The organism is Epilithonimonas mollis, assembly GCF_900142325.1.
Lineage (GTDB): Bacteria > Bacteroidota > Bacteroidia > Flavobacteriales > Weeksellaceae > Epilithonimonas > Epilithonimonas mollis.
The window spans coordinates 1-14,616 of sequence record NZ_FRAM01000001.1 but is presented as its reverse complement, the minus strand read 5'-3'; the positions used below and the strand labels follow the sequence as shown (position 1 = coordinate 14,616).

Genomic DNA, 14,616 nt, shown 5'->3' with positions numbered 1-14,616 from the left:
TTATCTTCGTAGTGCAGATCATAAAGTTTGAAAAAGTCATAAAGCTGCTGTAAGCAAGTGTATTGTGAAAGACTGAGTAAATTTTTATGAAATACAATCACTGACCGGTCCAGGTGGGACTACGATAAAACCCTTTAATATGCTGATATTTAGTTTTTTATTTTTTATAGGGGTTCAAAGAAGTGGACTAGGATTTAAAAAGAAATCTTGATTATTCATATAATTCACTTACCTTATTAGCAACATCTTATCCCTCATAAATCTTGTCTCTGTGCTTCGGGCATTAAACCGGCCAATGCTTCAAACAAGCCTTTTTTGTGTTCGTCCGTCGTTAAGAAGTCGAACAAAAGGTGTGTTTCTTCCGTAGGAGTATCCGCATCGTTTTATGTGGATTTTGTTGATGGCTGTACGGTAGCTTCTTTTATTTCCGATTGATGTTATGGTTCCAGTAATCATTAAAAATATTGGCAGAGAGATACTTCGCTAAAACGTGAACCGTTCCAGATCGCTTTTGAATTGTGGTCTATGACAGTGATTCCATAAATACGTCCTGTATCGTTCTGGCGTACCACTACAATAATGCCCTGTTTTTTTAAAAGCCTGTCCATCGTTTGTGGTTTGCAGAGCAATGGTAATGTAGCTTTTAGGGTCTGTTTGGTAGTTCTATCAAAGTGATTTTGCATTTATCAAAATGCAGTTCCAAAGTCGGCAGCCCTGCACTTTTTCCGAAAAGCGAAGCCTTAAACGAATGTGGACTGCCCCTAAAAAAAGTCAGAAACCTTGTTAGGGCGGTCCACACTGCGGATTTTTTCTTTGAATATGTAAGCTTAAAAAATGATCAATTCACCTTCAATATTGTTCATTCTACCCAAACAACTATAAAGAATAGCTGTCTTTGTTAATAGTTTTGTCATCAGAAACAAAGATTAACAGATAAAAAACCTTATAAAAAAATTGATTATATGAAAAACCTTTTTAAAACCTCAAAAATTATTTTTCCATTGGTATTCCTATTAATGGGAATCAATATGCAAGCACAGAATTCTCCGGACAAACTTCTTGGAAAATGGGCCAATGAAGATAAAACAAAAGTGGTAGAATTTGTTAAAAACGGACCTTCTTACGATGCCGTTATCCTGAAATCAGAAGATAAAAGTCTCATTGGTAAAAAACAGATCACCGGACTCAAGTTCCAACACGAGGGCAATTACAATAATGGAACGGTTCATATCATAAAGAAAGGGAAAACGGCTTCCTGTACCGTGAAGATTACTAAAGATCAGTTAACTGTTAAAGCATCTTACGGAATAATGTCAAAAACGCAGGTTTGGACCAGATTGTAAATCAATGAAAAAATCTTTTTTAGTAATATCTGTTATGCTTTGTTGCTTTTCTGTCAAGAGTCAGATTGTTTTTGGCTCTTTTCGGGAAGTGCTTGACTATGCTGACAAACACAGTACATCCATACGTATTCCGGCAGAAAAACAGGAGATCAATAGTATTGGGGAAAAACAGGTGAGATCATTTCTCTATCCTTCCATTAACGTTTCGGCAGGATTTAATGATAATATCACTTTGCAGCCTACATTGGTTCCCGGAAAACTATTTAATCCCAATGCTCCGGAAGGCAGTTTTCAGGAAATGACATTCGGAAAGCCATATGTCTATACAACATCCCTGCAGGTCCAATGGAATGTTCTGGACTTCCAGAAGATCTTTGCGATTAAGACCTCAAAATTGAGATCAGAGGCAGGGAAGATTGATACAGAAGTGAATCGTTTCAACACCTATAATCAATTGGCTTCCCTTTACTATTCAATTTCGCTTGCTCAGAGGTCAATGGAGATCGATAAAGAAAATCTTAAAACTACCGAGGTAATGCTGGACAATGCTTTAGAAAAATATAAGAAAGGTGTCATCAGCGAATCAGACCTTAACCGTGTTTCCATCCAGAACCTTCAAAATCAAAGAAAAATTGAACTCACAGAAAACAATATGGCACAGCTTTACAGACAAATGCAAAGCGCCCTTAACCTCCGCGAAGAAATTCAGATATCAGATATTGGAAGTTTTGAGGATTCTGTTTTTGCTTCTGATTTTCAGGCTGTTCATCCGGAAGTCCTTTTGCAGGAGAAGCAGATCGATATTTCAAAGTCACTCGTAAAGCAAAATGAGGCTTTGCGCTATCCATCGATGGGATTTGTTTATCAATATAATTACAATTGGGCGACAGATCGGCTTAATGATCTTTCAAATGCCAATACACTTCCTCAGCAGTTTTTGGGAATAAAGCTTAATGTCCCTGTTTTCAATGGATTCTCCAACAATCAAAAAATCAAAGAATCTAAAGCAGAGTTGAAAATACAGCAGATTCAACTGGAAAATATAAAAATTGTAAAGGACAAAGAAGATGAAATTCTCAATCTGCAATACGACCAGACAAAGACCAATCTTGAACGGAATACCCAAATATTATCATTACAGGACAAAAATGACATTCATACCCAAAACAAATACGAAAGCGGGATCATCAGTCTGGACGAACGCCTTGATCGATATAGTGATCTTCTTTCTGCTCAGTATAATTATCTGCAAAGCCTTGCTGACTTTTCTCTGGCAAAATATAAGATCTACATTCGGAAAATAGATTTTCAAAAACCATAGTTACACATTATGAAAAATACAATCACAAGAACGGTTCTTTTTCTATTTGCCGGGATGCTGATTTCCTGTAATAAAACAGAAAAAACAAAGCCGGTAAGAAAAAATTTAGAAGATGCCGTCTTTGCAAGCGGATATGTAGAAAAAGATGAAGAATACCTTATCTCTGCAAAAATCAGCGGAAACATACTTGATATTTTGGTGACGGAAGGTGATCAGATATCAAAAAACAGCCTGGTAGCCACCATCGAAAATAAAATACAGACAGAACAGCTGAAGGATGCAGAAACGGTGTATTCTCAATCAAGAAAAAATACTTCAAGTAGTTCTGCGCAACTGCTTCAGATTCAGTCACAGATTGATCAGGCTCAGCATCAGGCGGAGCAGGACAAGGTCAATTTCCAGCGTTACCAGGAACTCAGGGTAAAAAATTCTGTTTCCCAATTGGATCTGGAAAAAGCTCAGTTGCAGTACAGAGCTTCTCAGAACAATTTGATTTCGCTTCAAAAGAATTATCAGGACACAAAAAGTACACTTGAACTTGTTGAGAAAAGAAATGCAATACAAGTCGATCAGCAAAACGAAATTTTGAAGGATTATAACATCACTTCTCCCGGAAAAGGAGAGGTTCTCACAGTCTTCAAAAAAAAGGGTGAACTCGTAAAGCAAGGTGATAACATTGTAAAAATAGGCAACGGCCATTTCAAGCTGAGGTTGTATGTTTCGGAAGATGATATTGCGAAAATCAGGATCGGGCAAAAGGCGGCCATCCGTCTCAATACTTATCCCAATGATACTTTTTCTGCGACCATCGTTAAAATTCTCCCGGCTTTTGACGAAACGGAACAATCTTATATTGTCGAAGCAAAATTTGAAAAACTTCCGAAAGCCGTTTTTTCGGGCACACAACTTCAGGCCGATATAGAAACGACGAAAAGGAAAAATGTGCTGGTCATACCAACGTCTTATATTACCAAAGGAAATTATGTAACACTGGAAAACAAAGTTCAGAAACAAATCGTTACCGGCTCAAAAGATAATGAATGGACAGAGATCCGAAGTGGTATCTCCGAAAAAGATGTGCTGCTAAAACCTAAAAACTAAGAAGATGAATATCAACAGAAAAATATCGTGGATATATCTTTCATCCAAGGTCAAGCAACTCTTTGTGGCTGTTTTGAGTGTCACATTCGGAATATCGATGTACATTTTTATGAACAGCTTTATGTCCGGAGTAAATAGCGCGCAGACACAGATCTCATTCACTTCGATGTCACATATCAGGATCTATAACGATCTGCCTTCGGATGTCAATAATATTCTTCAACCAACTAAAAAAGACGATGGAATTGTTATCGTGAATAATGCCAGAAATATCCGCTATACTGAAGGCATCAAAAATACAGAACCTATCAAAGAATCTGTTGCCAAACTAGAAGAAATAGAAGCAATAACGGAACAGCTCAATCAGAATATTTTCATCAGAAATGGTGTTACAAAGATCAATGCATCATTATCTGGAGTGGATGTTGAAAATGAAGATCACCTGTTTCATACATCAGATTATATGCGGCAAGGTCATTTTTTTGACCTTGAAAAACGTTCGGACGGAATTATTTTAGGATTCAAGTTGGCGCAGAATCTCGGTGTTGGGATGGATGATAATATCACGGTTCTGACCTCTGACGGCATAACAAGAATTTTCAAAATCATCGGAATTATGGAAACAGGTGCTGCCAGTGTGGATAAAACCAGGGCCATTATTTCTATTCGTTCGGCGAGACAGCTTTTCTCAAAGAACAGCAGCTTTGCGACAGATATTCTTGTCAATATTGATGATTATAACAACTCCAAAGAAATTTCTAGAAAAATAGCCGCAATGACCAAATATAAAGTGGAGGCGTGGCAAGATGGCAATGCCCAGCTGGATTCTGCAAACGTGCTCCGAAATATTCTGGCGGTAGCGGTTTCCAGTACCATTTTGATCGTCGCAGGATTTGGTATTTATAATATTATGAATATGACAGTGAATGAAAAAATCAAAGAAATAGCAATTTTGAAGGCAATGGGTTTCAATGGAGCCGATATTGTCGAGATCTTTCTGACACAATCCATTATTATCGGACTTATCGGTGGATTTACGGGACTGGGATTCGGATATTTTGTTTCTAAAGTTGTTGATCAGATTCCGTTTAAAATCGGCTCGATGACAACGCTTCCAATAGATTATAGTCCTGCAGATTATGTTTTGGCTCTTCTGTTCGGCCTTATGATAACAGCCATTGCAGGATATCTGCCCGCAAGAAATGCATCGAAAATAGATCCGGTAGCCATATTAAGAGGATGATGAGGAAAGAAGACGATAAAAACAATGACGACAATGGTTCATCGATAAAACTATTTGTAATTGTATTGATTCTGATATTTTTTGCAGAGTTATCGAGGGAATATTGGGAATACTATACATATTGCCAGGACTGCTGTTGCTATTATTGTTATTGACTTATCAAAATGATTAAAAATCTACTTATAATCATCAAGTTACTGATACTCTTTATTGTGATTACCATCACAGAAATTTTAATTATCGCATTTTTATTATGGATGGAATATCCGGAATAACTTATACTTTTCACAATTATGAAAGCATTATCGATTAACCATATTAATAAATATTTCTATGAACCGGAAAAATTCCAGGTTCTGAAGGATGTTTCGTTTGAGGTAGATAAAGGGGAATTTGTTGCTGTGGTAGGAAAATCGGGTTCTGGGAAATCGACGCTCTTATATCTCCTTTCCACAATGGATACAGATTATGAAGGGCAAATTATAATTAACGATACTCTTGTGACAGGGCTGAATCAAAATAAGCTGTCCGCATTCCGTAATGAGCATATTGGATTTGTTTTTCAATTCCATTATCTGTTACCGGAATTTTCCGTATTGGACAATGTGATGCTTCCTGCGCTCAAACTAAAAAAGCGTTCAAAAGAAGAAATTAAACACAAAGCCTTGGATCTTCTCGATCTCTTGGGTATAAAAGGACACGAACATAAAAAAGCCTCGAAAATCTCCGGTGGTCAGCAACAGCGGGTTGCAATAGCGAGAGCATTGATCAACGATCCTGCCATCATCATGGGAGACGAGCCGACAGGAAATCTCGATTCAAAGAATACCAAGATAGTTTTCGAAATATTCCGTGAGTTGGCAAAAGAAAAAGGACAGACCATCATTGCAGTTACGCATGATGATGAATTTGCCGCCAACTGCGACCGCGTTATTGAAATGGCGGATGGTAAAATTATTATCTAAAAAAAAATAAAAGCATTTAAATACAATCTAAACCCTATTTCAATAGGTTTTTTTTTGTTTTGCGGGTCAAACTTGGTTACTGAAAAAATTCTGAAGTAATACTGCCGTTCAATTCAGCTTTTAAAATGTTCAGTTCAACAAAATTACAACCGATTTACAGCATCGCCTTTTTCAAATTTGCCGGATATTACAAAAACAATAATGAGTAAATACGCTTTAATTTTTTTTACATTGATCATCGTTCCCAAATGCTTTGGACAGATAAAACGTAAAATAAAATATCGGGACAAGGTATACGAAATTTATGTTCAGAATAACAGAATGAAAAATTCAACACAGATAATCCCGGGAATGAAGGTTTTTATCATTATTGGAGCTTCAAGCGATTTGGACAGTATATATAATTCGGATAAGCTCAAAAATATTCCTATCACAGGAATGAATGATTATGCTATTTTCTACTATCTCAAAACTGAGCAAATTACTGAGACAAATGATTTTTTGGCATTTTTCAAAAATATGATTGAAGAATTGTACCAAGAGGATTTTTTTGACCGCAATCGGGTTCATCTTATCTGCAGGAGTTTTTCCAGGGAATTTTTATGTCAGGAATCATACGAGCTGAGCAAAATATTTTCCACCATAACTATTCAAGGAGAAAATGAAACTTCAGGTTGTAAGAATCTTTTTCTTAATAATGAAGAAATATGGTAAAGAAGTAAAAATAAAAGAAGCCGAGAAAACTACTACGTTCCCGGTCTTTGGGAAATATGAATGCCGGCTACTATTTTTCTGACCGTTGGTACGGAAGTGCAGAAGGCGCCGCTATTTACGCCGGAAAAAAGAAGAGTGTTAATAATATAGAAAATACAGGTGATGGCATTACGGTGAGTGGATCTGGGTCTGGTGGTGCAATGTTGCGTAGCGGCATTGGAATAGGCTACATCATTTATCAGCAGAGGAAATTCTGGACAGACATAAAACTCTCCGGCGGCAGGCTAACGGCTATTGCAGGCGGTGGAAATGTTACCCGAACAATTGGAGGCGGGGACGGTAGTGAAGCGGCAATTATTACAAGAAATCGGACGGCTAATTATTATGCATTTACCGGCGCTACCAATTTGAGGCTGAACAATACCTTTTACCTTACCGGAAATCTACAGTATGTACATTCAGAATTTAAAGAGCCAATAGGTTCTGTCAAAGGATTTTCCGTAATTTCAGTCAATGCAGGTGTCGGGATTTTCATTAATATAAAAAAGAAAAAAGATGAATAGTTATTTAAGAGAAATGAAAAAATGGTCAATTCTTTCAGCAGCATTGGTTTTGGCTTTTAGCAGTAAAATCTCTGCACAAGAAGGAAAATATGATTTTTTTGGAGCCACTTACGGCTACCAGAATATCAAGAGCGATTCTGTAAAAGGCCATATGAAGAATATAGATGTCTTTGTAAACTTCCCAATTTACCGTTCCGAAGAAGGAATGGCTGGCGGACGATTGCAGTTTAAGTCAAAAAGTATTTCAGGCCTTGATCCCTCGATTTCCAAAGATCTTTACAGTACAGATCTTTTTGTATTCTGGCAGACCAAAATAAATGAGAACTATAAAATCTACATATTTGGGCAGTTGGGTGTTTATTCAGATCTAAAAGATGTGAGTGGGGAAGATTTCCGTTATTCTTTTGGCGCAAGATATACCATTCAGCATAATGATAATCTCAGAACAGGTTGGGGAATGTCCTACAACAGACAGTTCTTCGGGCATCAGCTGAACCCATTTATATCGGTGGACTATAGGATCACGCCAAAACTCCAATTGTCTGGACTGCTGCCGATTCGACCAAAAGTCACTTATAGTATTAACGAAAATCTGTCTTGGACCAACGAGATAGTTGCAAGTGCGGCAAGTTACAGACTCTCCGCAAACGAAGAGAACAGTCGTTTTATCAGAATCAACAATTGGTATGGCATGAGCGGATTGGAATATAAATTGGCAGGAAATCATAAGTTTTCCCTGGGACTCGGATATGATTTTATAAACAGCATCAGGCTTTACGACGATACCAATGCCAATAACTGGAGCATCTTCACTTTTGATCTTCGCCAAAAAATACAGCCTGTTCAGGAGATCAAATCAAGAGGTTTAAGGTTTGAAATCGGCTACAGTTTTAATTTGCAGAAATAAAATCAGATCGATACTTGTCTGTTTTTTTAATTGTAAAATGATAGATAAAACTGGAAATGTTCAGTAGATTTGAGTAACAAAAGAATTGTAAGATTATTCTTCAACTAAAAATGAAAAAAAGGATACATATTATTTTACCTTTTGCTCTGGCAATTATTTTACCGGGCCTCAATTTCTTTTCAAATTCGGAAGCGAGTGGTAAAGTCCCTAAATATTTTGCGGAAAAATGGCTTTATGGATCTATTGTAATGTATATTCTCTGGTATCTTCTGCAAATATTATCCAATATCAGGAAAAAACATAGAAACTTGATCATTACAGGTGCTGTCACGACTTTCTCGGTCTTAGTTTACGGCCTTTTTGCCTTGTATATATTTAAAATACCGAATACTATCAAATGGGTTTTCATTATCAAATTATTCTTTGCAGCAATATTGTTCTTCATCATTCAGTTTGCGCTCAAGGCTAAGGAAAGTATTTCCAGGCTTCAGCTGCAAAATGAGCAAATCCTGATCGAGAATTACAAAGTTCAGCTTCAGGAACTCAGAACAAAAGTTGATCCTCATTTTCTGTTCAATTCATTCAATACATTGCGGACGATGATCAGGAATAATCATCCTTCTTCTGAACAGTTTGTGATGAGTTTGTCCAATTTCTATCGGTTGACATTAACCTTAAACAAAACATCAACAACCTCTCTAAAAGAAGAAATCGATGTTCTGAAATCTTATCTTTTTCTAATACAGACGAGAAATGAAGGTGCGATCAAAGTATCTATTGATATTGAAGAAAGTCTTTTACAGAAGCAGATCCCTGTACTCAGCCTTCAGATTCTGGCAGAGAATTGTTTCAAACATAACAGAACTTCTTCTTCGCATCCGCTGGAAATTAAAATTTACACCGAGAATGATTACATTTTGGTAAAAAATAATAGATTGCCCAAACTTACTGTTGGTGAGATATCGGGATTCGGTCTTGAGAATCTTATGCAACGTTATGCCTTGCTTAAGATTCCCGACGGAATGATAAAGAATTCAAATGATGAATCCTTTGAAGTAAAATTAAAACTGATATAATTATGAATGTTCTTTTGGTAGAAGACGAAATTCACACTGCCCAAATGCTGCAGTATGTTATCGAAAAAGACAAGGATTTTATCGTGCTGAAAACGCTGGATTCTATTGTAGATACCGTCTCATATCTCGCTAAATACAGCCAGAATATAGATCTGATATTTCTTGATATCCACTTGTCAGACGGGCACAGCTTTGAAATATTCCGTCATATTGACATCAGCATACCCATCATCTTTTGTACGGCTTATGACGAATATGCGCTTCAGGCCATAAAAAACAATGGGATAGATTATATTATGAAACCCTTTGAAGATAAGGAGATATTGACTTCCCTCCAAAAATTCAAACAATTGGCCGTACGTTTCAAGAAAAAGATGACCTTTGAAATTCCCCAAGAAAGTTCCAAATTTCCAGTTTATCAGAAAAGTTTTCTTGCTCAGCAGAGAGATAAGACGATGGTAGTTTTTGCAGAAAATATTGCAATGTTTATTATAGAGCAGGATGTTGTCTACATTTACACCTTTGACAAAAAGAGATATCCCGTTTTCAAAAATCTGGAGTACATAGAGAGTGTTTGTAATCCCCGAACATTTTTCAGAATCAACCGACAAATGCTGATTAACAGGAATGCTGTCATCACCATCCAACCTTACTTCAATCGAAAAGTTATCCTTGAACTTAAAATTGAACCAGAGGAACAGGCGATTGTGAGCCGTCTCAAAGTTACTGGTTTCAAGGAATGGCTTGAAGGTGCAGATCGATTTTTATAAAAAGAACTTGTGTGATAAATATTTACGAACCGTAAAAAGAGTAGATGAGTATGTAATCAAACTTTGTAGTCACGGTTTAAAATGTATTAAAGAAGTCAATGTAAAAGCGTTATTGAATTGTTTGATTTTTGTAAAATATTGTTTCAATTTGGTTATGATCTTCCGTTTTCATTCTAATTTTGTTTTGAAAATAAATTAAAATGGATAAAGGTAAAGTATGGTTTATAACGGGAGCTTCTAAAGGAATTGGCCTCGCGTTGGTGAAAAAATTAATTGAAAATGGTGGTAAAGTTGCAGCAACCAGTAGAAAATATCAGACTTTAATTGATGCTGTAGGAGATTATGACCAATTGCAGTTTTTGCCGTTGGAGCTGGATCTTACGAGCCAGGAATCAATAAATAATGCTTTTGAAAGAACTGTTTTGCATTTTGGAAAAATCGACGTTTTAGTTAATAATGCAGGTTATGGGATCGGTGGAGCCGTAGAAGAATTGACTACAGAAGAGATTGATGCCAGTTTTGAGATTAACGTGATGGCTGTCATTAAAACCATGAAATCTGTAATGCCTTACCTCAGACAGCAAAAGTCAGGTAACATCATTAATATATCTTCTATTGAGGGATTTGCAGCTGGAGTAAGACGAGCGGTTTATGCAGCAACGAAGTATTCTGTAATGGGACTGTCAGAAGTTATGGCAGAGGATGTAAGGGAGTTTGGGGTCAATGTTACAGTGGTGGCGCCAGGTGCATTCAGAACTAATTTCCTTGAAGATGGTTCCATTGTTTTTGGCAAGAATAAAATTGAAGGTTACAATGGCATCAGAGCACTCGACCAAAGATATGCCGCCATGAACGGAACACAGATCGGTAATCCCGATAAGCTGGCCGAAATCTTCATCGATATCGCAAATTTTCTTAATCCGCCGGTACGTCTTTTTTTGGGAAGTGATTCGTACCATCGTGCTACAGAAAAAATAAGTTTAATGTCGGAAGAATTGGAATGTCATAAAAACATTTCCTTTTCTACTGATTTTAATTGAAAATACAAGCGCATACCTGTTAAAAATGAGATTAAAAATACTCCCTTTTGGATATAAGCATTTATTCTGGAGAGGGGTCAAAAAGATATAAAATGCTTTTAACTAAAATTCGATTTTCATGAAGATCAGCCAAAATACTGGGAACAGATATCTGAATTTTTATCAGATCTGACTCGATTATTTGATTTTCGTAATTTACTGTTTCTATTTAGTTAGCCTTACTGTTCAATGACCTCCTAATTTTGTCAATTAAATAGATTAAATATGAATACCAATAAAGTTTGGTTTGTAACAGGAGCATCAAAAGGGATGGGAATGGCATTGGTGAAAAAACTAATTGAAAACGGATGTAGAGTAGCAGCAACAAGCAGAAAATCGCAGTATCTGACTGATGCTTTAGGGGATTTTAGCTAACAACAGTTTTTAGCTTTGGAAGTTGATCTTTCGAACCAGGAATCTATTGTTGAGGCTATTGCAAAGACGGTAGCAAAATTCGGAAAAATTGATGTTTTGGTCAATAACGCAGGCTATGGGATCGGAGGAGCTGTGGAGGAATTGAATCAGAAAGAAATCAGTGACAGTTTTAACATTAACATAATGGCCGTCATTAAAACAATGAAGTCTGTGATGCCATATTTCAGGCAGCAAAAGTCTGGAAATATCATCAATGTATCATCCATTGCGGGATTTGCGCCGGGAATCGGTTGGGCCATCTATGCAGCAACAAAATATGCGGTAACAGGTCTGTCCGAAGTTATGGCGGAAGATGTAAGAGGGTTCGGGGTCAAGGTGACGGTAGTGGCACCGGGAGCGTTCAGGACTAATTTTCTGGAAGACAGTTCCCTTGTTTTTGCTGATAAAAAAATTTAAGGCCCACGCGAAATATGCTGCAATGAACGGAACTCAGATAGGAGATCCCGAAAAGTTGGCTCAAGTTTTTATCGACATTGCTAATGATCCTAATCCACCCGTACGACTTTATCTTGGAAGCGATTCCTATCATCGTGCGAAGGAAAAGATCAGTTTGCTGTCGGAAGAGTTGGAAAGCACGAAAAAAGTGTCCTCCCTAACTGATTTTCGATGAAAAGCATATGGCTTAAATTACGGAATGTTGTCATCGGAATGTTAAGCGTTTTCTATTTGATTTTTGTACATTTAAAATATGGGAAAGATTCAGTCACTGGAAGATTTTTATCGTTCAAAATTTAACTATGTTCCTGATAATATCCGAAACGGAGTAGGGCATTTCAATGTTTTTACAATAGATGAATTTATAGGAAAAAATTCCAGACCTGTGGTTTACAGCAGAAAGGATTATTTTAAGATCACCTTGATCATTGGCCGAAATAAGATTCATTATGCGGATAAAGTGATCGATATTCAAAAGCAGGCCTTGTTTTTTGCAAATCCTCAGATCCCGTACAAATTCGAATGGATTGACGATCATAAATCCGGAATATTTTGTGTGTTTACACCCGCATTTTTTCATCACTTCGGAAACCTGAACGATTACGAAGTTTTTAAGCCCGGAACCTTGCCTGTTTTTGAACTGACAGATGATCAGATGGAAGATGTATCTCGGTTTTTCAAAAAGATGGAGGATGAAATGGTCTCTGGTTATACACACAAGTATGACCTTTTGAGAAATCTGGTATTTGATCTGCTGCATTACACACTTAAAATGAAGCCGGCTTCCAAATCTGAAAGACAGCAGACGAATGCTTCGCAGCGGATCACCAATCTTTTTCTGGAACTCTTGGAGCGTCAATTCCCATTGAGGATGTCAGACAGCAGTTAAACTTCCGTTCACCGTCAGAATTTGCAGCTCAGCTTTCTGTCCACGTCAATCATCTCAATAGAGCGGTGAGAGAGATTACCGAAAAGACAACCTCAGAAGTTATTGCGGAGCGACTCTTACAGGAGTCCAAAATTTTGTTGAGACATACCGAATGGAACGTCTCAGAAATTGCTTATTCATTGGGGTTCAAAGAAGCGACGCACTTTAATAACTTTTTTAAAAAAAATATGAAAATGCCTCCTATGCGGTTTCGGGAAATGTAGTGAATTATTGTAAGTGGATAGTCGATAGTATCAATGTAATAATTAAGGTAACCATACCCATTTTACACTAAGTCCAGAAAAACCATACTGTTGTTGTATGGTCTTTTTTGTTATTTTTGTAACAAGATTTTACATCAAATCGTATCAATACCCAAGGCGAATAAGGAGGCGCCGACGGTGACACGGTGATGGTTGTCATCATAAACTTGTATAGTGATGAGTGCGAAATCTTCAAACAAGTTCGTAAGAGTAAACAAGCCAACACAAGATGGTAGAAAATACTTTTATAGAAGTAAACCAAAAAGTTGTCCTAAAAATAACAATAGGTTTCGTAGGGGATGTTTATAACATCTCCTACTTCTTATTTTCGTCTTTAAAATTTCTTGCTTTCAAAAGTGCTTTGTTAAATTCAGATAGTTCTTCTTCTTTCAGTGGTTCTTTTATTAGACCTTTTTCTATTTCTGATAAAGTAGCAACTTTAATATACTCTTCATTTATAGGTAGAACAATACTCTTTACTTTTGATAAATCTTGTTTTATTTCCATAGCAATATCATCTATAGAAAAGTAGAATTCGTTATTGAACTCTACACTTCTAATATCTGCCCTTATTAGGAGCTCATTTTGTTCTAGTGGCTTATACATAGATTAGATCTTTATATTTTGTTCTAATATTAGAATTCAAAAGTAAGTAATTAAATCTAACTCCACATTTCATTTCTCTGGTATTATAACGAAAAACAAATTCATCTACATATATCTGTAGATATTTTCTTGAAACTGAGTTATACATGTCTCTAAGAATGTTTTTCATGATTTTCCATGCGCCTTCTATGTTATTAGTATGAATTGTGTTATCATATATTTTTTGTTTAGCGTAGTTTTTAATAACACAGTGATTATATTCCGGCATATTTCTGTACCCTTTCCAATCATCGGTAATTAATACTGTCTGAGGTTTTATATACTTTTTGATTATAGGTTGTAATGATTTTACAGATGTATCTTTGGTTACTACTGCTGTAAGTTTACCCTCTCTTTGAACTAATCCAAGTACTGGAGTTTTATCAACACATGCGCGACCTTGTGATTGTGGAATCTTTTTTCTTTTGTGGCGATTTTTATTTAATCCACCATAAAAAGCTTCGTCTGCTTCTACCACTCCTTCTAACTCGTTGTAGTTTTCAATTCCAAAACATGATCTGATTCTTTGTAACATATACCAAGCGGTTTTTTGTGCCAGAATTTCGTGACTTGGGATGTCGTCATTGATGCTGTGAACGCACAATGTTCATCACTTACTTCTGCTCCTAATGAAGTAAAGATCTCTGATTCTGCCTGTTTCCAGAGATTTTTCAGAATCAATCAGAACGCCATCCATATCAAAAATTACAGCTTCTATGCGATTTGTATCTAGATCCATTTTTTTAAATTATAAGCTGCATCCCAGAATTTATATTCCATTCTTGAGGAGGTTACATAGGCTTGTTCCATTTTTTGTCTGATTGCAGG

At 36.6% G+C, this 14,616-nt stretch carries 16 protein-coding genes and 1 pseudogene; 15 read left to right on the top strand and 2 right to left on the bottom strand.

Going from position 1 to position 14,616, the window contains the following annotated elements:
- Positions 1–962: 962 nt before the first annotated feature.
- From BUA97_RS00075 to BUA97_RS17260, 14 genes and pseudogenes are all read left to right on the top strand, one after another.
- Complete coding sequence (locus BUA97_RS00075; protein WP_084081221.1) at positions 963–1,343, top strand: DUF2147 domain-containing protein; 381 nt, start codon at positions 963–965, stop codon at positions 1,341–1,343.
- 4 nt (positions 1,344–1,347) lie between these two features.
- A complete protein-coding gene (locus BUA97_RS00070; protein WP_072995588.1) occupies positions 1,348–2,664 on the top strand; it encodes a TolC family protein in 1,317 nt (438 codons plus the stop codon).
- Positions 2,665–2,673: 9 nt separating this feature from the next.
- Entirely contained in the window at positions 2,674–3,765 is a 1,092-nt protein-coding gene (locus BUA97_RS00065) for an efflux RND transporter periplasmic adaptor subunit (protein ID WP_072995586.1), read from the top strand.
- 4 nt (positions 3,766–3,769) lie between these two features.
- Positions 3,770–5,008, top strand: coding sequence for an ABC transporter permease (locus BUA97_RS00060; protein ID WP_072995584.1), 1,239 nt, complete (start codon positions 3,770–3,772; stop codon positions 5,006–5,008).
- A 293-nt stretch (positions 5,009–5,301) separates the two neighbouring features.
- The gene (locus BUA97_RS00055; protein WP_072995582.1) at positions 5,302–5,973 is read left to right on the top strand and encodes an ABC transporter ATP-binding protein; all 672 of its coding nucleotides are present in this window, start codon (positions 5,302–5,304) and stop codon (positions 5,971–5,973) included.
- 321 nt (positions 5,974–6,294) lie between these two features.
- A complete protein-coding gene (locus BUA97_RS00050; RefSeq protein WP_139258160.1) occupies positions 6,295–6,687 on the top strand; it encodes a hypothetical protein in 393 nt (130 codons plus the stop codon).
- Positions 6,688–6,743: 56 nt separating this feature from the next.
- Positions 6,744–7,250, top strand: a complete 507-nt coding sequence (locus BUA97_RS00045) for a hypothetical protein (protein WP_072995580.1) — start codon at positions 6,744–6,746, stop codon at positions 7,248–7,250.
- Complete coding sequence (locus tag BUA97_RS00040) at positions 7,243–8,157, top strand: DUF6268 family outer membrane beta-barrel protein (protein ID WP_072995578.1); 915 nt, start codon at positions 7,243–7,245, stop codon at positions 8,155–8,157. Before BUA97_RS00045 ends, BUA97_RS00040 begins: the two co-directional genes overlap by 8 nt.
- A 110-nt stretch (positions 8,158–8,267) precedes the next feature.
- On the top strand, positions 8,268–9,233 hold the full coding sequence (locus tag BUA97_RS00035; protein ID WP_072995577.1) for a sensor histidine kinase: 966 nt from the start codon (positions 8,268–8,270) through the stop codon (positions 9,231–9,233).
- Positions 9,234–9,235: 2 nt separating this feature from the next.
- Positions 9,236–10,003, top strand: coding sequence for a LytR/AlgR family response regulator transcription factor (locus BUA97_RS00030; RefSeq protein ID WP_072995576.1), 768 nt, complete (start codon positions 9,236–9,238; stop codon positions 10,001–10,003).
- 200 nt (positions 10,004–10,203) lie between these two features.
- Positions 10,204–11,043, top strand: coding sequence for an SDR family oxidoreductase (locus tag BUA97_RS00025; protein ID WP_072995574.1), 840 nt, complete (start codon positions 10,204–10,206; stop codon positions 11,041–11,043).
- 264 nt (positions 11,044–11,307) lie between these two features.
- Positions 11,308–11,913, top strand: a pseudogene (locus BUA97_RS17230) (SDR family oxidoreductase).
- 292 nt (positions 11,914–12,205) lie between these two features.
- Positions 12,206–12,841, top strand: coding sequence for a hypothetical protein (locus BUA97_RS00015; RefSeq protein ID WP_245795766.1), 636 nt, complete (start codon positions 12,206–12,208; stop codon positions 12,839–12,841).
- Between the two features lie 65 nt (positions 12,842–12,906).
- Complete coding sequence (locus tag BUA97_RS17260) at positions 12,907–13,104, top strand: helix-turn-helix domain-containing protein (protein ID WP_245795763.1); 198 nt, start codon at positions 12,907–12,909, stop codon at positions 13,102–13,104.
- A 354-nt stretch (positions 13,105–13,458) separates the two neighbouring features.
- On the opposite strand, the gene BUA97_RS00010 is transcribed toward BUA97_RS17260, so the two are convergent.
- Both BUA97_RS00010 and BUA97_RS00005 read right to left on the bottom strand, forming a co-directional pair.
- Entirely contained in the window at positions 13,459–13,749 is a 291-nt protein-coding gene (locus tag BUA97_RS00010) for a hypothetical protein (RefSeq protein WP_072995572.1), read from the bottom strand.
- Positions 13,742–14,323, bottom strand: coding sequence for an IS1595 family transposase (locus BUA97_RS00005; protein ID WP_175546155.1), 582 nt, complete (start codon positions 14,321–14,323; stop codon positions 13,742–13,744). Before BUA97_RS00005 ends, BUA97_RS00010 begins: the two co-directional genes overlap by 8 nt.
- 15 nt (positions 14,324–14,338) lie before the next feature.
- On the opposite strand from BUA97_RS00005, the gene BUA97_RS17065 reads away from it, so the two are divergent.
- Positions 14,339–14,521, top strand: coding sequence for a hypothetical protein (locus BUA97_RS17065; protein ID WP_175546154.1), 183 nt, complete (start codon positions 14,339–14,341; stop codon positions 14,519–14,521).
- Positions 14,522–14,616: the final 95 nt, after the last annotated feature.

Excerpts from the sequence above, each read along its gene's own strand:
- BUA97_RS00075 (WP_084081221.1), top strand. The coding sequence starts at position 963 with ATGAAAAACCTTTTTAAAACCTCAAAAATTATTTTTCCATTGGTATTC.
- BUA97_RS00070 (WP_072995588.1), top strand. The coding sequence starts at position 1,348 with ATGAAAAAATCTTTTTTAGTAATATCTGTTATGCTTTGTTGCTTTTCT.
- BUA97_RS00065 (WP_072995586.1), top strand. The coding sequence starts at position 2,674 with ATGAAAAATACAATCACAAGAACGGTTCTTTTTCTATTTGCCGGGATG.
- BUA97_RS00060 (WP_072995584.1), top strand. The coding sequence starts at position 3,770 with ATGAATATCAACAGAAAAATATCGTGGATATATCTTTCATCCAAGGTC.
- BUA97_RS00055 (WP_072995582.1), top strand. The coding sequence starts at position 5,302 with ATGAAAGCATTATCGATTAACCATATTAATAAATATTTCTATGAACCG.
- BUA97_RS00050 (WP_139258160.1), top strand. The coding sequence starts at position 6,295 with ATGAAAAATTCAACACAGATAATCCCGGGAATGAAGGTTTTTATCATT.
- BUA97_RS00045 (WP_072995580.1), top strand. The coding sequence starts at position 6,744 with ATGAATGCCGGCTACTATTTTTCTGACCGTTGGTACGGAAGTGCAGAA.
- BUA97_RS00040 (WP_072995578.1), top strand. The coding sequence starts at position 7,243 with ATGAATAGTTATTTAAGAGAAATGAAAAAATGGTCAATTCTTTCAGCA.
- BUA97_RS00035 (WP_072995577.1), top strand. The coding sequence starts at position 8,268 with ATGAAAAAAAGGATACATATTATTTTACCTTTTGCTCTGGCAATTATT.
- BUA97_RS00030 (WP_072995576.1), top strand. The coding sequence starts at position 9,236 with ATGAATGTTCTTTTGGTAGAAGACGAAATTCACACTGCCCAAATGCTG.
- BUA97_RS00025 (WP_072995574.1), top strand. The coding sequence starts at position 10,204 with ATGGATAAAGGTAAAGTATGGTTTATAACGGGAGCTTCTAAAGGAATT.
- BUA97_RS00015 (WP_245795766.1), top strand. The coding sequence starts at position 12,206 with ATGGGAAAGATTCAGTCACTGGAAGATTTTTATCGTTCAAAATTTAAC.
- BUA97_RS00010 (WP_072995572.1), bottom strand. The coding sequence starts at position 13,749 with ATGTATAAGCCACTAGAACAAAATGAGCTCCTAATAAGGGCAGATATT.
- BUA97_RS00005 (WP_175546155.1), bottom strand. The coding sequence starts at position 14,323 with ATGTTACAAAGAATCAGATCATGTTTTGGAATTGAAAACTACAACGAG.